Source organism: Curtobacterium luteum, assembly GCF_001475545.1.
GTDB classification, from domain to species: Bacteria; Actinomycetota; Actinomycetes; order Actinomycetales; family Microbacteriaceae; genus Curtobacterium; species Curtobacterium luteum_A.
The window spans coordinates 1-17,645 of record NZ_LDQC01000055.1 but is presented as its reverse complement, the minus strand read 5'-3'; the positions used below and the strand labels follow the sequence as shown (position 1 = coordinate 17,645).

At 71.9% G+C, this 17,645-nt stretch carries 19 protein-coding genes; 5 read left to right on the top strand and 14 right to left on the bottom strand.

Annotated features, from left to right (window positions below):
- Positions 1 to 263, top strand: a 263-nt coding sequence (locus tag NS184_RS18340) for a hypothetical protein (protein ID WP_058726015.1), incomplete at its 5' end; no start/stop codon positions are given.
- A 215-nt stretch (positions 264 to 478) separates the two neighbouring features.
- On the opposite strand, the gene NS184_RS10235 is transcribed toward NS184_RS18340, so the two are convergent.
- Positions 479 to 1,945, bottom strand: a complete 1,467-nt coding sequence (locus NS184_RS10235) for a peptide MFS transporter (RefSeq protein ID WP_058726014.1) — start codon at positions 1,943 to 1,945, stop codon at positions 479 to 481.
- Positions 1,946 to 2,159: 214 nt separating this feature from the next.
- Here NS184_RS10235 and NS184_RS10230 point away from each other — a divergent pair, with 214 nt between their 5' ends.
- The 3 genes from NS184_RS10230 to NS184_RS10220 are packed head-to-tail and all read left to right on the top strand — an operon-like array spanning position 2,160 to position 5,716.
- Positions 2,160 to 4,259 carry an acyl-CoA dehydrogenase family protein gene (locus NS184_RS10230; protein WP_058726013.1) on the top strand — a complete coding sequence of 700 codons (2,100 nt, stop codon included), beginning with the start codon at positions 2,160 to 2,162 and terminating at the stop codon, positions 4,257 to 4,259.
- 60 nt (positions 4,260 to 4,319) lie between these two features.
- Positions 4,320 to 5,051, top strand: coding sequence for a hypothetical protein (locus NS184_RS10225; RefSeq protein WP_058726012.1), 732 nt, complete (start codon positions 4,320 to 4,322; stop codon positions 5,049 to 5,051).
- Positions 5,048 to 5,716, top strand: a complete 669-nt coding sequence (locus NS184_RS10220) for a hypothetical protein (RefSeq protein WP_058726011.1) — start codon at positions 5,048 to 5,050, stop codon at positions 5,714 to 5,716. Before NS184_RS10225 ends, NS184_RS10220 begins: the two co-directional genes overlap by 4 nt.
- A 16-nt stretch (positions 5,717 to 5,732) precedes the next feature.
- Here NS184_RS10220 and csrA read toward each other — a convergent pair whose 3' ends face one another.
- The 13 genes from csrA to NS184_RS10155 form a co-directional block, all read right to left on the bottom strand.
- On the bottom strand, positions 5,733 to 5,996 hold the full coding sequence (csrA, locus tag NS184_RS10215) for a carbon storage regulator CsrA (RefSeq protein WP_058726010.1): 264 nt from the start codon (positions 5,994 to 5,996) through the stop codon (positions 5,733 to 5,735).
- Positions 5,997 to 6,000: 4 nt separating this feature from the next.
- Positions 6,001 to 6,930: a hypothetical protein gene (locus tag NS184_RS10210; RefSeq protein ID WP_058726009.1), complete on the bottom strand. Its 930-nt coding sequence runs from the start codon at positions 6,928 to 6,930 to the stop codon at positions 6,001 to 6,003.
- Complete coding sequence (locus NS184_RS10205; protein WP_058726008.1) at positions 6,905 to 8,959, bottom strand: flagellar biosynthesis protein FlhA; 2,055 nt, start codon at positions 8,957 to 8,959, stop codon at positions 6,905 to 6,907. Before NS184_RS10205 ends, NS184_RS10210 begins: the two co-directional genes overlap by 26 nt.
- Complete coding sequence (locus tag NS184_RS10200; RefSeq protein WP_058726007.1) at positions 8,956 to 10,182, bottom strand: EscU/YscU/HrcU family type III secretion system export apparatus switch protein; 1,227 nt, start codon at positions 10,180 to 10,182, stop codon at positions 8,956 to 8,958. Before NS184_RS10200 ends, NS184_RS10205 begins: the two co-directional genes overlap by 4 nt.
- A 4-nt stretch (positions 10,183 to 10,186) precedes the next feature.
- A complete protein-coding gene (locus tag NS184_RS10195; protein WP_058726006.1) occupies positions 10,187 to 10,963 on the bottom strand; it encodes a flagellar biosynthetic protein FliR in 777 nt (258 codons plus the stop codon).
- Entirely contained in the window at positions 10,963 to 11,238 is a 276-nt protein-coding gene (gene fliQ, locus NS184_RS10190) for a flagellar biosynthesis protein FliQ (protein ID WP_058726005.1), read from the bottom strand. Before fliQ ends, NS184_RS10195 begins: the two co-directional genes overlap by 1 nt.
- Complete coding sequence (gene fliP / locus NS184_RS10185) at positions 11,238 to 12,005, bottom strand: flagellar type III secretion system pore protein FliP (RefSeq protein ID WP_058726017.1); 768 nt, start codon at positions 12,003 to 12,005, stop codon at positions 11,238 to 11,240. The genes fliQ and fliP overlap by 1 nt, the downstream gene beginning before the upstream one ends.
- Positions 12,006 to 12,055: 50 nt before the next feature.
- A complete protein-coding gene (locus tag NS184_RS10180; protein WP_058726004.1) occupies positions 12,056 to 12,604 on the bottom strand; it encodes a FliO/MopB family protein in 549 nt (182 codons plus the stop codon).
- A 2-nt stretch (positions 12,605 to 12,606) separates the two neighbouring features.
- Complete coding sequence (gene fliN, locus NS184_RS10175) at positions 12,607 to 13,317, bottom strand: flagellar motor switch protein FliN (RefSeq protein WP_058726003.1); 711 nt, start codon at positions 13,315 to 13,317, stop codon at positions 12,607 to 12,609.
- Positions 13,314 to 14,258 carry a flagellar motor switch protein FliM gene (locus NS184_RS10170; protein ID WP_242863023.1) on the bottom strand — a complete coding sequence of 315 codons (945 nt, stop codon included), beginning with the start codon at positions 14,256 to 14,258 and terminating at the stop codon, positions 13,314 to 13,316. Before NS184_RS10170 ends, fliN begins: the two co-directional genes overlap by 4 nt.
- Positions 14,259 to 14,325: 67 nt before the next feature.
- A complete protein-coding gene (locus tag NS184_RS10165) occupies positions 14,326 to 15,297 on the bottom strand; it encodes an OmpA/MotB family protein (protein ID WP_058726002.1) in 972 nt (323 codons plus the stop codon).
- Positions 15,298 to 15,299: 2 nt separating this feature from the next.
- Positions 15,300 to 16,115: a motility protein A gene (locus NS184_RS10160; protein WP_058726001.1), complete on the bottom strand. Its 816-nt coding sequence runs from the start codon at positions 16,113 to 16,115 to the stop codon at positions 15,300 to 15,302.
- A 1-nt stretch (position 16,116) separates the two neighbouring features.
- Positions 16,117 to 16,398, bottom strand: coding sequence for a flagellar FlbD family protein (locus tag NS184_RS10155; RefSeq protein WP_058726000.1), 282 nt, complete (start codon positions 16,396 to 16,398; stop codon positions 16,117 to 16,119).
- A gap of 277 nt (positions 16,399 to 16,675) precedes the next feature.
- Between NS184_RS10155 and NS184_RS10150 the strand changes: the two genes are divergently transcribed.
- Complete coding sequence (locus NS184_RS10150; RefSeq protein ID WP_058725999.1) at positions 16,676 to 17,533, top strand: DUF4397 domain-containing protein; 858 nt, start codon at positions 16,676 to 16,678, stop codon at positions 17,531 to 17,533.
- The last annotated feature ends 112 nt before the right edge of the window (positions 17,534 to 17,645 follow it).

The following is a 17,645-nucleotide window of genomic DNA, read 5'->3' as shown; positions in this document are numbered from 1 at the left end:
ACGAGCGCCCCGGCCTCGGCATCGGGGCACTCGTGCAGGTGGTCGATCCCGGGCGGCAGGGCGGCGAGCACTGGGCCGACGAACCGATCGGCGTCATCGTCGCGCCGGGCGGGAGCCAGCTCGGCGGGACGCAGCGCACGTGGACGGTCGCGTTCGACGAGCCCGCGTACACGACGGACGGCCGCGGCCCCTTCGAGCGCGCGACCGTCCTGAGTCGTCAACTGGTGCCGGTCGAGCCGGCAGCGGCCACCGAGGCCGAGTGACCGGGGCCGGGTGAACGGGCCTAGTACTCCTCGGAGCCGCTCTTCATCATGGCCGCCGTGGCCATGCAGAGCCCGACGCCGCCGAGCACGCAGATCCCGATGATGACGCCTGCGATGACTTCGAGCATGTCCGTGACTCCTTGGTTGTTCGGGGCCGGTGTGGCGATCTCCAGCCTACCCGGTACGACCGGGAGGGCCGACGCGGCCCCGCGAGGTCAGCGGATGCCGCGCATGAGCCGGAGCACGGGCTTCGCGAACACGAGCAGCAGGACGCCCACGACGACAGCAGCGACGCCCAACACCGTGAAGTACGGCGCCTCGTTCGCCGGGTCGTAGTACCGCGAGAGCACGCCGGTCGCCGCGGTGCCGAGCGACACCGACAAGAAGAACAGCGCCACCATCTGCGTCTGGAACTTGGCGGGTGCGAGCTTCGTCGCGACCGACTGCCCCACCGGCGACAACAGCAGCTCGGCGAGCGTGAACACGAGCAGGATGCCGACGAGCGCGAGGAGCGGGGTGCCGTTCTCCCCGGACCCGACGAAGGGCAGGAAGAGCAGGAACGCGACGCCCATGATGCCCGTGCCGAGCGCGAACTTGGTCGGGGTGGACGGCTGACGGTCGCCGAGCTTCGTCCAGATGGCCGCGAAGACCCCCGAGAGCACGATGATGAACACCGGGTTGATCGACTGCACCCAGGACACGGGCATCTCCCACCCGAACAGGGACCGGTCGAGCCGCTGGTCGGCGTACACCGTGACCACCGTGAACTGCTGCTGGTACAGCGACCAGAACACGGCGCTCGCGATGAAGAGCGGGATGAACGCGAGCACGCGCGCGCGCTCCACGGCGGTGATGCCGCTGCTCAGGATCACGACGAAGTACCCGATGGTCGCGAGGACCACGATCGCGACGACCACGGTCGGGAGGTTGCCGACGTTCAGGAGTCCGGTGAGGACCGCGACCACGATCACCACGAGCGCCGCGACGACCAGGACGGCCACGAGCGGCAGCCGTCGTCGGTCGACCGGGTTGGTGACGTGTCGGACGACGTCGGGGAGGTGACGGCGACGGATGCCGTACTGCACGAGCCCTGCGGCCATGCCGACGGCGGCCAGACCGAAGCCGAAGTGGAACCCGAGCGTGCTCTGCAGCAGTCCGGTCAGGAGCGGGCCGAAGAACGCACCGAGGTTCACCCCGAGGTAGTACAGCGAGAAGCCGGCGTCGCGGCGCGGGTCGTCCTTCGAGTAGAGGCTGCCGACGATGGTGGTGGCGGTCGCCTTCAGCCCGCCCGAGCCGAGGGCGATCAGGACCAGACCGACGCCCACACCGGTCACACCCGGCAGGACCGCGAGTGCGATGTGGCCGAGCATGACGACCACCGCGCTGCCGAACAGCGTGCGGTCAGCACCGAGCAGGCGGTCCGAGATCCAGGCACCGATGATCGTGAAGAGGTACACCGCGCCGCCGTAGGCACCCATGATGCCGGTGGCGATGCGCTCGTCGATGCCGAGGCCACCGCTCGTCACCGTGTAGTACATGTAGATCAGGACGATGCCCTGCATGCCGTAGAACGAGAACCGCTCCCACAGCTCGACGGCGAACGGCGTGGACAGCTCGAACGGTTGCCCGAAGAACGTGCGCGCGGTGCGGGGCTCGTGGCCCTTCGTGGTGGTACCTGACATGCCGCACAGTCTGCCCGCGCAGGCCGGTGCGGGCACAATCGTCGATAGGTGCTCACAAAAGCCGAGCCCCGGAGGTTGGAGGGTTCCCACGAGGAGGGACGGCTCATCCGGCCCGTCTCTTGTCCGCCCGCACGGCGTTCACGTCACGAGCAGGCGCGGTGCATAGCGTGGGTTCTGCAACACCGGACACCGCAGTTCAGGAGGACTCCCGACCATGGTCGACACCGCACCCGCGCACACCACCCCGAAGGCCGGCACGCCGAAGGCCGACGCCGCCGGTGACCCCGCCGAGGGCACCCCCGTGGGGTCCACCGCTGCGAGCGTGCACATCGACGTCGACCTGGTCGCCGAACTCCTGCTGGGCCGCTGGGCAGAGGACCGACGCACCTCCCGTCGCCTCGCACTCGACCCGGCGATGCACAAGATCGAGGGCATGCCGTACGCCGACGCCCGGTCCCGCACCCTCGACCAGCTCCGCATCCTCGTCGAGGCCGGCGCGATCCAGCGCCCGTACCCACCGGAGTTCGGCGGCCAGGACAACCACGGCGGCAACCTCGCGGCGTTCGAGGAGCTCACCACGGCCGACCCGTCGATGCAGATCAAGGCGGGCGTGCAGTGGGGGCTCTTCGGTTCCGCCGTGCACCACCTCGGCACCGAGCGCAACCACCGGGAGTTCCTCCCCGGCATCGTCTCGTTCGAGGTCCCGGGGTGCTTCGCGATGACCGAGACCGGGCACGGGTCCGACGTCCAGAGCATCGCCACGAGCGCGACCTACGACCCCGAGACGCAGGAGTTCGTCATCCACACGCCCTTCCGGGGCGCATGGAAGGACTACATCGGCAACGCAGCGCTCCACGGCAAGGCCGCAGTGGTGTTCGCGAAGCTCGTCACCCAGGGCGTCGACCACGGCGTGCACGCGTTCTACGTGCCGATCCGCGACGCTGAGGGTACCTTCCTGCCCGGCGTCGGCGGCGAGGACGACGGCTACAAGGGCGGCCTGAACGGCATCGACAACGGGCGGCTGCACTTCGACCACGTCCGGGTGCCCCGGACGAACCTCCTGAACCGCTACGGCGACGTCGCCGAGGACGGCACCTACAGCTCCCCCATCGCCTCGCCCGGCCGCCGGTTCTTCACCATGCTCGGCACGCTCGTGCAGGGTCGGGTCTCACTCGACGGAGCGGCCGTCGTGGCGCAGAAGATCGGTCTGCAGATCGCACTGACCTACGCGATGGAGCGCCGGCAGTTCCCGACCGGCGACGGCACCGAGGGCGTCCTGCTCGACTACGGCCGGCACCAGCGACGGCTGATCCCACGGCTCGCGACCGTGTTCGCACAGTCGTTCGCGCACGAGAAGCTGCTCCGGACGTTCGACGACGTGTTCAGCGGACGTGAGGACACACCGCAGCGCCGCGAGGACCTCGAGACCCAGGCGGCCGCGTTCAAGGCGATGTCGACGTGGTCCGCACTCGACACCCTCCAGGAGTGCCGTGAGGCCTGCGGCGGCGCGGGCTTCCTCGCCGAGAACCGACTCACCGGACTCCGCGCCGACCTCGACGTGTACGTGACGTTCGAGGGCGACAACACCGTCCTGCTCCAGCTCGTCGGCAAGCGTCTGCTCACCGATTTCCGCGCGCGGGCGCCGAAGGACGCAGCGTCGACCGCCCGCTTCGTCGCGGCCACGGCGGCGTCGAAGCTCGCGGACGCCTCGGGCATCCGGCGCCTGGAGCAGAAGCTGTCCGACCGGGGCTCCCTCGCCGCGAGCGTGGCGGACCTGCGGGACCCGACCACGCAGCGCGAGCTCCTCGCCGGCCGGGTCGACACCATGGTGACCGAGATCGGCATGCGACTCGCCACGGCCGGCAAGGACCGCGCACGCGCGGCGCTCCTGCTGAACCGCTCGCAGCACGAACTCATCGAGGCGTCGAAGGCGCACGCCGAGCTCATGCAGTGGGACGCGTTCACCGAGGCACTCGTCGAGGTCCCGGAGGGCGACACCCGACGCGCGCTCGTCTGGCTCCGCGACATGTTCGCGCTCGGCGTCCTCGAGCAGCACCTCGACTGGTACCTCGTGCACGGGCGTCTGACCACGCAGCGCGCCCGGGCGGTGTCGGCGTACCTCGATCGGCTCGTCGCCCGGGTGCGTCCGATCGTGCCACAGCTGCTCGCGACGTTCGGCTACGAGCCCGGTCACGTGCGGGCGCCGATCGCACTCGGCGCCGAACGCGAACGCCAGGAGGAGGCACGTGCGTGGTTCGCCACGGAGGCCGCCGCGGGTCGTCTGCCCGAACAGGAGAAGAAGCCGCGTCCGTGAGGCATCTCGGTCGATCAACCCTGGAAGGTTGATTGTGACGTCGTCAACCTTGTAGGGTTGATGACGGGAGGGTTCATGATCGTGATCACGGCGGACCAGGTCGACAGCCGAACAGGCTCCGACCGCGTCGACGCGGCCCTGCGGCTCGTGTCCGGCCTGCTCGGCGACGCCGCCGTGCTGCCGCCGGAGCGGACCGCGGGCGACGAGTTCCAGGCCCTCGTGTCCTCCGGGCGCCCCGCCGTCGACGTCCTCCGGGCACTCACGCGGCAGGGCGGGTGGAGCATCGGCGTCGGTGTCGGCCCCGTCCGGTCACCGCTGCCGACGACCATCCGCGCGGCCACGGGGCCGGCGTTCTTCGCGGCGCGGGCGGCGGTCGAGCGCGCGAAGTCGACCCCGGACCGCTTCGCGCTCGAGGTGGTCCCCGGCGCCGCCCGCACGACGTCCGAGGTCGAGCCGCTCGTCGCCCAGACCCTCCGGGCCCTCGGTCGCCGCTCGGCGGAGGGCTGGGAACTGGCCGACCTCCTCGACGCCGGCCTGACCCGGACCGAGGCCGCGGCGCGGCTCGACATCACACCGCAGGCGGTCGCGAAGCGGTACGCATCGGCCGAGCTCCGGAGCGACGCCCCGGTGCGCGACGCGCTGGCCGCGCTGCTGGCAGCCGCTGACCGTCCGGACGACGGACACGTCACCGGGCGCCCGGACGACGGTCACGTCACCGACCGCCCGGACGACGCACACGTCACCGACCGCGACGACCTCGCCGGCCCCGCATCCGAGGACCCGGCGCCGTGACCGCCGCGATCTGGACCACCGCTGCCGTCGTCGTGCTCGCCGCCGCAGCCTGGAGCACCGTCCGCCCGCTGCACCCCGTGGTCCGGGCCGCGCCGGCGGTGGTCGTGCTCGTGGCGCTCCTCGCGATCCGGATCGCGACCGGCACCATCGGCACCGACACGAGTACCGGAACCGGGACCGGCACGAGCGGCGGCTCCGGCACCGGCGTGGGCGGCCTCGCCGCGACCGCGCCGGACGCCGTCGTCGGCACCGTCCTGGCAGCCGCGGTCTGCCTCCTCGGGATCCTCGCCGGCAGCGCGGTCACCGGCGCGGTGCTCGGCGTCGCCATGCGGCGCGACCTGCGGCGTGGGGACGTCCGACGCGGCACGCACGGTGGGATCCTCGTGAGCACCACCGACGAGCCCCTCGGGGACCCGACGCTGCCCGACGCCTCCGCACCGTCCGAGGTCCTCCGTGGCGGCGCGGTGATCGGGTTCCTCGAGCGCTTCGCCATCGTCGGCGCCGCCCTCGTCGGCCACCTCGAGATCGTCGCCGCGGTGATCGCGGTGAAGGGCCTCGGCCGGTTCTCCGAGCTCGACTCCCCCGCGGCGCGCGAACGCTTCATCGTGGGCACCCTGACGAGCACGTGCTGGGCCGGACTCGCCGCGGCGGTCGTCCTCCTCTAGGGGGAACGGAAGGCGGTCAGGAGCCGGCCGACGGTCCGCCCTGGTCGCCCAGCGCACGACGGAGCCGGGCTTCGGCATCGTCGTCGGCAGCACCAGCGGCGGCGGCTGCCTCGGCGTTCGCCTCGATGACCGCCCGCACGACCTCCTCGCGCTGGATCTTCACACCGCGCGGCGCGTCGATGCCGATCCGCACGCCGTCGCCACGGCCGTCGAGCACCGTGATGACGATGTCGTCACCGACGAGGATCCGCTCGCCGACCTTCCGCGTGAGTACCAGCACCCCGTCAGCCTAGCGACAGGACCGGCACTCCCAGCAGGTGCACCGACTCCGGCGTGGCGGTCTCCGCGGAACCGATCGCGACCACCCCGGCGACGGCCACGCGCGCCGCCACCGCCCGGAGCATCGCCGCGGCGTCCTCCGTCTTCCGTCCCGCGTCGACGACGAGCCAGACCTGGTCCGCGCCGAGTGCCTCGATCGTCGCCGCGTCGTCCCAGGCAGCGACCGCGAGCACGGTCGCACCGTCGCGGACGCCGTCGGCCCGCGCGAGGATCCCGGAGCGACGGTCCGCCGCCGCCGTCGGTCGCAGGGCGTGTCGGGTGGCGAACAGGCCCGCGACCGCGTCGACGTCGCCGGCCCGCCCGACGAGCAGGACGAGGTCGCCGTCCGCGGAGCGGACCGTCGGCACGACGGGCAGCACCGGCGCGAGGGCCGCACCGGACGGTGCGGCCCTCTCGTCGAGGACGGCGGCGTCGTCGAGGAACCGCGCCGCGCCTCCAGGCCGGGTGTCGGTGACCGCCTGGAGGCGCGACCCGACCTGGTCGGGCAGGCTGCGGACGGCGGGTGCGGACGCGGGTGCGATGCCGTCCGCCACGAAGCCGTCGAGGACCGACGCGAAGGCGTCGGCGCGCGTGGACCCGGTGCCGTCGTGGGCGGCGATGCGCGCCTCGGCGGCCTCGGCGTCGGCGAGCAGCGCCGCGATCCCCGCTCGCTGCACGGGCCCGTCGGCGATGGCGACCACGGCGGTGGGCGCCTCGTCCGGTGCGGGGACCTCGACGGTGGCCTCGACGTGCGCCTTGCGGAAGAGGCCGGCGATGCCCGGCGTCGTCACGCGTTCGGCAGCGACGATCCGGGCGGCGGGGCCGAACTCCTCGCGGACGGCGTCGCGGACCGCCTCGAGGGTCGCGCCGTCACGCTGCAACCGCGTCGGTGACACGGACCACCCCCACGGTCTCGATGGTGGACCCTGCGGCCGTGGCCTCCTGGTAGGACAGGACCGGCAGGCCGTTCGACTGCGCGGCGACCATGCGGTGCACGGCGGGTCGGAGCTGCGGCGCGCAGACGAGGACCGCCGAGAGCCCCTGGTCCTCGACGGAGCGGACGGCGTCGCGCACGGACCCGAGGACCTGCTCGATGCGGTGGGCGTCGAGCACGATCTGGCTCCCCTGCTCGGACGGGCGGAGCCCCTCGAGCATCGACTGCTCGAGCATCGGGTCGATCATGATGACCCGGAGCACGCCGCCGTCGGTGTGCCGGGCGACGAGCGCCGGGCCGAGGGCGGCGCGAGCGGACTCGACGAGGCCCTCGGGGTCGGTCGACACCTTCGCGCGGAGGGTCAGCGCCTCGCAGATGCGGCCGAGGTCGTTGATCGGCACCCGCTCGGCGAGGAGTCCCTGCAGCACGCGCTGGAGCTCGGCCATCGACAGCATGCCGGGGACGAGTTCGTCGACCGCGGCGGGGTTGACCTGCTTGACGCCCTCGGTGAGGACCTTGACGTCCTCGCGGGTGAGCAGGCGCGCGGCGTTGTCGCCGATGACGGCCTGCAGGTGCGTCACGAGCACGGACACCCGGTCGATCACGGTCGCGCCGGTCATCTCGGCGGCGTGCCGGAGTTCCGCGGGGACCCACTTGCCGGCGAGGCCGAACACCGGCTCGACGGTCGCGGCGCCCGGGAGCCCGTCGAGCTGGTCCCCGAGGGCGAGGACGCTGCGGGACGGAGCGGTCCCTCGGCCGGCCTCGACACCGGCGATGCGGATCGCGTAGGTCGACGGCGGCAGGTCGATGCTGTCCCGCGTGCGGACCGGCGGCACGACGATGCCCATGTCGACCGCGATCTTCCGGCGCAGTGCCCGCACCCGGCCGAGCAGGTCGTCGGAGGCACCGGACACCATGTCGACGAGGTCGGGGGCGAGCAGGATCTCGAGGGCGTGCACGCGCATCTGCTCGATGAGGTCCTCCGGGGTGTCCGCTCTCGGGGCCGCGGCCTCGAGCGCCTGCGCCTGCTCGGCCGCCGCTGCCTCGCGCTTCGCGTTCTGTCCGATGCGCTGGCCGGTGAACAGCAGGAGGCCCCCGACGATGAGGAACGCCGCGATCGGCATCCCGGGGATGAACCCCATGGCGACCGCTGCGACCCCGGCGATCGTGAGGGCGTTCCGCGACTGGCCGAGCTGGGCGGCCGCGCTCGAGCCCATCTCGGTCTCGGCGCCGGAGCGGGTGACGATCATGCCGGTCGACACGGCCATGAGGAGCGCGGGGATCTGCGTGACGAGGCCGTCACCGATCGTCAGGATGCCGTACTTGCCGAGGGCGTCGGTGACGGACAGCCCGTTCTGCAGCATGCCGATCGCGATGCCGCCGACGAGGTTGATGACGATGATGAGGATGCCCGCGATGGCGTCGCCCTTGACGAACTTCGAGGCGCCGTCCATCGCGCCGTAGAAGTCGGCCTCCGCGGACACCGCCGCCCGGCGTTCCTTCGCCTCGGCGTCGGTGATGAGCCCCGCGTTGAGGTCGGCGTCGATCGCCATCTGCTTCCCCGGCATCGCGTCGAGGGTGAATCGGGCGCCGACCTCGGCGACGCGCTCGGCACCCTTCGTGACCACGACGAACTGGATCACGACGAGGATGAGGAAGATCACCGCGCCGATGATGATCGACCCGGACACCGCGACGTGCCCGAAAGCCTGGATGACGTCACCCGCGAAGCCCTCGCCGAGCACGAGTCGGGTCGACGCGACGTTCAGGCCGAGGCGGAACAGCGTCGCGACGAGCAGCAGCGACGGGAACACCGAGAAGTCGAGCGGCTTCTTCACGAACAGCGTCGTGAGCAGGATGACGAGCGCCAGCAGGATGTTGCAGATGATGAGCACGTCGAGCAGGAACGACGGCACCGGCAGGATCAGCAGCAGGATGATGCCGACGATGAAGACCGGGACGGCGAGCTTCGGCAGGTCCTTGCGGTTCACGCGGGAACCCCTTCGTTCGGAGCGCCTTCGCGCGGGGTCGGAGCAGGGCGCGGGGCCTCAGCCGCGCGTGGGGTGCGGAGCTTGCGGGGGCGGACGTCGCCCGTGAGCGTCGTCGGGTCGAGCACGGTCGCGACCTCGGCCTCGGTCGTCGGGCGCGGGGCGGCGTGCGTGCCGGCCGCGGCTCCGCGGGCACCCAGCTGCATGACGAACGACAGGACACGGGCGACGGGCGTGTAGAGGTCGACCGGGATCTCCTGCCCGAGCTCGCACGCGGCGTGCAGGGCGCGGGTGAGCGGGACGTCCTGCACGATCGGCACACGAGCCTCGAGCGCGCGGTCCCTGATCGCTGCAGCGACCGGTCCCGCGCCCTTGGCGACGACACGGGGTGCGGACTTGCCCGCTTCGTACTTGATCGCCACGGCGTAGTGCGTCGGGTTGGTCATCACCACGTCGGCGTCGCCGATCGCGGAGATCATCCGGTTGCGGCTCATCGCCATCTGCCGCGAACGTCGCTGCGACCGGATGAGCGGGTCACCGTCGGACTGCTTGTTCTCGTCCTTGACCTCGCGCTTGGTCATCATCGTGCGCTTGCGGTTCCGACGGACCACCACGAACACGTCCACCGCGGCGAGCAGCAGCCCCGCGGCGATCGCCGCACGGAGCAGGGTGCCGACCCCGTCGCCGGCCGCCGCGAGCACCGCGGTGAGCGGCAGCGATCCGCTGGTCATGAGGACGGGGACGAGTCCCTGCACGGCGAACCAGAGCACGAGCCCGACGACCGTGGTCTTCAGGAGCGCCTTGACGCCGTTCCAGAGCGCCTGCACACCGAACACGCGTTTGAAGCCCTGCACCGGGTCGAAGTGGTCCGGCTGCGGTGCCATCCGGCGGAAGTGCACGCCGCCCTGGGCGACCGCGGCGGCGAGCACGGCGACCGCGGTGACGCCGAGCATCGGACCGATGATGGTGCCCACCGACGCCATGGCCTCGGCGAACACCCGGTTCATCGTGCCGATCGTCGGGTCCGCGATGACGGTCTGCACCGCCGCCAGCTGAGACTCCCCCGCCGCCGCCGCGTTGCCGACGGCCGCCGGGATCATCAGTGCCGCCGCCCCGATGCCGACCCAGGCCCCGAGGTCCTGCGACCTGCCGAGCTGCCCCTTGCGGTGCACCTCGCGCATCCGCTTGTCGGTGGCCTTCTCGGACCGCTCTCCACTGTCGGACACGCCGTCACCCCCTGTCCGTGATCGCCTGGACGGCGTCGCCGGTGAGCGACGACACCACGGAGGGCAGTGCCATCACGAGCGCTCCCGCGAACAGCACGGTGAGGCCGATCTTGATCGGGAAGCCCATCTGGAAGGCGTTGAGTGCCGGGGCGACCCGGGTGAGCAGCCCGAGCCCGACGTCGGCGAGGAAGAGCACGACGACGAGCGGCCCGGCGATCTGCAGCGTCGCGAGGAACATCTGCGTCAGGGCGTGCACGAGCACCCCGGCGAAACCCCCGAGCGCGAAGCCGGCGGGGCTGCCGTCCGCGGAGACGAGCGGCACGGCGTCGAACGACCGGACGAGCCCGGCGACGATGAGTTGGTAGCCACCCGAGGCGAACAGGAGCGCGAGCGCCGTCATCTGGAACAGCCGCGTGAACTGCGCGCCGTTCACCTGCGACTGCGGGTCGAACGCCTGCGCCAGGGTGAACCCGCCGAAGAGGTCGATGAGCGAGCCAGCCGACTGCACCGCGGCGAAGACGAGGTACACGAGGAAGCCGAGCGCGAGCCCGACCACGAGCTGCGTGACCAGGGCGACGAGGAACGTGCCGGTGTCGAGCGACACGTAGCCGGCGGTCACCCGGGGTGCGACCCCGATGGCGAGCGCGATGCCGAGGGCGACCTTCACGGTGCCGGGGAACGCCTTGTACGCGAACGGCGGTGCGACGACGAAGAACGCCACGAGGCGCACGCCCGCGAGCATGGTCCCCTCGAGGCGTGCGGCGTCGACGCTGAGCTCCATCAGGCCGCCCCGAGCAGCTTCGGGATCATGTCGAACGCGGCGTGCGTGAACGCGATCATCTCCGAGATCATCCAGTTGCCGCAGACGACGAGGGCGATCGCCACCGCGACGGCCTTCGGCACGAACGACAGCGTGACCTCCTGGATCTGGGTCACGGACTGGAAGAGCGAGATCGCGAAGCCCACGACGAGCGACGTCACGAGGACGGGAGCGGCGAGCTTGCCGGCGACGAGGAGCGCCTGCAGCACGAGGTCGAGGACGGCCTGCTGGTCCATCAGTGCACCACCTGGTACGACTCGATGAGCGACTTGATGATGAGCCCCCAGCCGTCGACGAGCACGAACAGCAGGATCTTGAACGGCAGCGAGATCATCACCGGCGGGAGCATCATCATGCCCATCGACATGAGCGCCGCGGAGACGACGAGGTCGATCACGAGGAACGGGATGAAGATGACGAACCCGATGATGAACGCGCTCCGCAGCTCGGAGATGATGAACGCCGGGATCACCGTCGTCATCGGCACGTCCGCGATGTCCTTCGGGTTCGCCTGACCGGCGGCACGGGTGATGAGGGCGACGTCCTCCTCGCGCGTCTGGTGCAGCATGAAGGTCCGCAGCGGCTTCGTCCCGACCTCGACCGCCTGGTCGAAGTCGAGGTGGCCGGCGAGGTACGGCTGCAGGGCGTCGTCGTTGATGTGGCCGATGACCGGCGCCATCACGAACAGCGACAGGAAGAGCGCGAGGCCGGCGAGCACCTGGTTCGGCGGGATCGACTGGAGCGCGAGGGCGTTCCGGGTCATCGCGAGGACGACGAAGATCTTCGTGAACGACGTCATCATCAGCATGAGGGCCGGCGCGACGCTGAGCAGCGTGATGCCGATGAGCGTCACGACCGCCGAGGACGGCGTGCCGTCCGGGCCGTTCACGCTGACGCTGAAGTCGCCCGTCGCGGGCGGGGTCGGGGTCGCCGGCGCGGTCGGCTGGACGACGCCGGCTGCGTGCGCGCCGGTCGCGGTGAGCATGAGGAAGCCGGCGACCATCGCCAGTCCGAGGATGACGAGGGCGAGCAGCCGACCGGACCGCAGGGCGGTCACCCGGCTCGCCGGTTCTTCAGGGCCGCGGCGGCCTGCCGCCAGGTGTCGGCGGACAGGATCGAGCCCTGCAGCTGCGCCGCGGTCGGGACGACGGCGCGCTGCGGGCGCCGGTTGCGCGGGCGCATCGGCAGGTCGGCCGGGAGGCCCGCCTCGGCTCCGGTCTGCTGCTCGAGTTCACGACGGAACACGTCGGCCGACGGGGCCGGCTCCGGGTCCGCATCGGCGGTCGCGGCGGCTCGGGTCGGCAGGACCACCGGTCCGGTGACGATCGTGAGCTCGGGCGCGGGCGTCTGGCCGCTCGTCAGGAGGGACACCCCGTGTTCGGTGACCCCGAGCACGAGCCGCTCCCCCTCGACGTCCACGACGACGACGCTCGCCTTGCCGCCGATGCCCTGACGACCGACGACCTCGACCGACGCGGCACGGCGGCCGTGGGCCTTCCCGCCGACGAGCTTCTTCCGGCTGACCCGGTGCAGCACCCACATGAGGGCGAGCACCACGCCGAGCGAGAGCGCGACGCGGAGGACGATGACCGCGGTGTCCACGCTCAGACCGTCTCGGCGACGTCGAGGATCTTCGTGATGCGGACCGCGTAGTCCTGGTCGACGACGACGACCTCGCCGTGCGCGATGAGGCGTCCGTTCAGCAGGACGTCGGCGGGCGCGCCCGCACTCCGGTCGAGCTCGACGACGGCACCGGGCTCCATGCCGAGCACGTCGCGGACGGACATCCGGGTACGGCCGATCTCGACCGTGAGGGTCATCTCGACGTTGTTGATCCGGCCGAGGTTGCCGACCGGTGCCGCGACGGTGGGCGCGTGGGACGCCGACACCGTGCCGTTCTCGCGGACCCGGATGCCGAACCAGCCACCGGGCACGCCACCAGCGGTCAGTTCGAACACCGCCGTCTCGGGGTCCGCCAGGAGCGCTGCACCGGACTCGAGCCGCGCGTCGCCGAGCACCCCGATCCCGAGGACGGACGCCGCCGCCTCGAGCGAGGGGCGCAGCACGTCCGTGACGTCGACGATCCCGTGCTCGGCGCCGCCCGCCGCGGTGACGGCCCCGAGGTCCGTGAGGACGAGCGCGAGGTCGGCCGACAGACCGCCGACGAAGGACGCGACCACGCCGTTCGCCGCCGCGTCGAGCGCTGCCGGTGTCGCGCCTCCCGGCAGTGCCACCGCGCTGAGCGGCGCCGTCGTCGGCAGGGCGACCACGAGGGCATCCGCAGCGGTGGCGTGGAGGGTGGTGGTGGCGGTCATGCGGAGGGCTCCGTAGCTGCGGTGGTGGTGACGATGATGCCGGCGAGGCGCGACCCGTTCGCGCCGACGGCCGCGGTGCCGACGGGCTCGCCGTCGACCGCGATGGTGAGGGGGCGGTGCTGCGGGTGCGGCAGCGGCAGCACGTCGCCGACGGCGAGGCCGAGGACCTGCGCCGGCAGCACCGTCGCCGGCGCGAAGCGCAGCGCGACGCCGACCGGCACGTTCGCCAGCTGCTCGTCGAGCAGGTGGCGGGCCTCGGCGGCGGAGACGTGGGCCGCGGTCTCGCCGAGCTGGGGCAGGACCGCCTCGGCCGGGAGTGCGAGCGTGCCGGGGGCGACGCGGTCGCCGACGCGGATCTCGAAGGACGCGACGATCATCAGGTCGCCCTTCTGTGCGGCCTGGGCGAACTGCGAGTTGAACTGGAACCCACCCGCGGCGACGTCGTGCACGAGCAGTCCGCCGAACGAGTAGCGGAGGTCGTCGAGCGCGTCCTCGACGATCTTCCGGACGAGCGCCTGCTCGATCGGCGTGAACGTGCGTTCGGGCGTGGGCAGCGGCTTCGACGCGCCGAGGGCGTGCGAGACCCACGTCAGTGCAGCGTCGAGCGGGACCTGCAGGACGCCCTTGGGCGTCAGCTCCGTGATGGGCAGCAGCACCATGCCGGTGAGCGCGGGCAGCGAGGCCGCGTACTCGTCGTACGTCTTCATCTGGACCGACTCGCACGTGACCTGGCTGACGGCGCGCACCTTCGCGGTGAGCTGCGTGCCCCACTGCCGGGCGAAGGTCTCGAACGCGAGTTCGAGCACCCGCGCGTGCTCGCGGGCGAGGGTCGAGGGGCGCGCGAAGTCGTACACGTCCGCGGACGTGCCGGCGGACGCGCCAGCGTCGGTCCGCGTGGACACGCCGGACGTCGACGGCGGTGCTGCGGCGGTCTCGATCACGGGTGCGTCTATCGGTCCGCTGTGGACCACCCGTCAGCGCTGTGCCCCCTTCTGGGGAGGTCGTGGGCTACCCGTGCGTCACGCCCTTCGCGGTGTCCTGGGCGGCGGCGAGGGCCGGCATGAGGGCGCTGACGTCCTGGTCCTGGTTCGACAGCACCACGATGTCGACCCGACGGTTCAGGGTGAGCGCCTGGTCGGAGTCCCCCTTCGCGAGCGGCCGGCTCGATCCGTACCCGACGCTCTGCACGTGCGCCGCGGGCAGGCCACCACGTTCCACCAGGTCCCGCAGCACCCCGGTGGCCCGCGCGGCGCTGAGCTCCCAGTTCGTCGCGTAGGGCGCGGTCGAGTTCCGCTGGTCCGCGTGACCCTCGACGCTGACGTCGTGATCGCTCGTCCGCAGCACCGGCGCGATCGCGTCCATGATCCGCTTCGCCTGGTCGGACAGGTCCGCGCTGTTCGTGGCGAAGTAGGTCTCGCTGCCGACGAGCCGCACGGTGAGCCCGCGGGCGTCGACCGTGAACTGCACGTTCGTGGTCTGCCCGGCCCTCCGCAGGTTCGCCTTGATCGCACGCTCGATGCCCTGGAGGTCGTCGAGTTCCCGCTTCGCGGCGTCGACGTCGGCCTTCGTCGCGGTCTTCGGCACGGCCGTGCTCGTCGGGTCCGCGGTCGCGGCGCCCGGTCCGGCCTCGGCGTTGCTGCCGGCGTCGCCGCTCGAGGCACTCGAGTGGTCCGCCTGCGACTTGTCGATCGAGTACCCGGAGCCGTCCTGCACCTGGTCCTTCGTGACGACGGTGCCGGACGCGGTGTCGACCTTCTGCGACTTCACCTCGCCGAACCCGGTCGCGAGCGAGTTCTTCAGGGCGATGTACTTCTGCTGGTCGACCGTCGACATGGCGAAGAGCACGAGGAACATGCACATCAGGACGGTGATCATGTCCATGTAGGACGCCATCCAGCGCTCGTCCGGGTGCTCGGCCTCGTCGTGGCCCGTCTTCGCCCGACCACGACCACGACCACGACCCCGGGGGTTGCCGCTCATCGTCAGGCCGCCAGCTGCTGGTCGTCGTCCGAGGCGGTCTGCTTCTTCGCCGACTTCGCGTCCGCGATCCGGGCCGCGGGCGGGACCATGGCCTTGAGACGCTCACCGAGGAGGCGCGGCTGGCTGCCGGCCTGCACCGCGAGCAGGCCCTCCATGAGGAGCGTCTGCCGGTCGGACTCGAGCTGCGCGAGCTTCCGGAGCTTGCCGCCGATCGGCAGCCAGAGGAAGTTCGCGGTCAGGAGACCCCACAGGGTCGCGACGAACGCGCTGGCGATGAGCGGGCCGAGCTCGTCCGGCTTGCCGAGGTTGGCGAGCACGTGCGTCAGCGACACGACGGTGCCGATGATGCCGACGGTCGGGGCGAACCCGCCGAGGCCCATGAAGAACGCGCTCGCGCTGCGCACGGGCGCGGCGTTCGACTCGATCTCGTCCTCGAGCAGGATCCGGAGCTCGTCGCCGTCGGTGCCGTCCGCGATGTTCTGCAGCGCCTTCTTCATGAACGGGTCGTCGTGCTTGTCGGCTTCCTGCTCGAGGGCGAGGAGCCCGTTCGCCCGCGCCGTCTCGGCGAGCCCGACCACGTCGTCGATGACGGACTGCGGCGGGGTGACCTTGCCCGTGAACGCCTTCGGGACCGCCTTGAACGAGGCGATCGCGTCCTTGAGGGTCGTGCTCGCGATGCCGCAGCCGATCGTCGCCCCGAAGACGAGGAGCATCGGGGCCGGCAGGAAGAGTCCGCCGAGCTCGACGTGCTCCATCTCGACCATGCCGAAGAGCGCGCCGAACGCGATGAGGATGCCGATGATCGTTGCGATGTCCACGTCAGCGCCCCCCGTCGTGCGCGTGCAGCGGTGCCACGGGGGCGAGGGTCGGGACCGGGCCGGTCGCGCCCCGTGTCCCCTGCCCGTCGGTGCCGTAGGCCATCCCGACGATGCGGGCGCGGTAGGCGGCGATGAGGTCGATGACCTCCTCCATGGACTCCCGCACGATGTACTTCGCGCCGTCGACCATGATGAGGGTCGTGTCCGGCGTCTCCTGGATGCGCTCCACGAGGTCCGGGTTCACAGCGAATCCGCTGCCGTTGAGTCGTGTGACGACGATCATGGCCCGTCCTGGTTCTCGATCGTCCCGCCGCCGTCCGTGGGGCGGGATGCCGCCCTTCCGTGGGCGTGCACCGTTGCCTATCGGTCTGCCGCCCCCTGCCGTAAGCGGTCGCGGTCCGGCGACCCTGTCGGGGTACAGGACGGGGGACGAATCGGTGAGCGAACCCCCAGCAACCGAGCGCAACCGGAACGCCGGGATCGTCGGTAGTACCTGCGAGACGTCGAGGACGACGTCGAACCGACCGGCCCGACCCGGGCCAGAGAAGGAGACGACAACGATGCGCAAGAAGACCCTCGCAGCCGGCCTCGCGTCCGGTGTGCTGCTCGCCGCGACCGCCGCGGTGCTGCCCGCCACGACCGCCACGGCCGCGTCCGGCGACGCCACCCTCTCCGTCCTGCACGCCGTGCCGTCCGTCACCGTCGACGTCTACCTCGACGGCAAGCGCGCCCTGGACGACTTCGAGCCGGGCACCCTCGCCGGTCCGATGACGGTCCCGGCAGGAGCACACACGATCGCGATCACCGCCGGCGACGCGACGAACGATTCGGAGCCGATCATCGGGCCGGTGGACGTCTCGCTCGACGCGGGCGGCAACTACACCGCCGTCGCGCACGACGACACCAGCGGCAAGCCGACCGCCACGCTCTTCACCAACGACACCTCGGCGACCCCGGCCGGTCAGGGCCGCCTCATCGTCCGCCACGTCGCAGCCGCCCCCGCGGTCGACGTGCTCGCCGGTGGCAAGGCCGTGGTCTCCGGGCTGACGAACCCGGACGAGAAGGCGCTCGAACTCCCGGCGGGCACCGTCTCGGCCTCGGTCGCCGCTGCCGGGACCACCACCCCGGTGATCGGCCCGGCGGACGTCTCCGTGCAGGCCGGTACCGACACCATCGTCTACGCGTGGGGCAGCCTCGAGGACGAGAACCTCGCCCTCGCCACGCAGACCATCTCGGGCCTCGGCGGCACCCCGAACGGCGTCCCCGCGGGCAACGCGGGCCTCGTCGCGACGAACCAGTCCGACGTCGCGCCGTGGATCGGCGCCGCTGCCGCGCTCCTCGCAGCCGCCACGCTCGGGACCGTCGTCATCCGTCGGCGCCGCACCGCGGACGCCGGTCGGCAGGACTCCGGCCGCTGATCGTGCGCCGCACGGTACGGCCGTCCGTGGCGGCGGTCGCCGTCGCCGCGGCGGCCGTCGCCGTCCTGACCGGGTGCTCGCCGGCTGGCTCCCTCCCCGGCGGGCTCCCCTC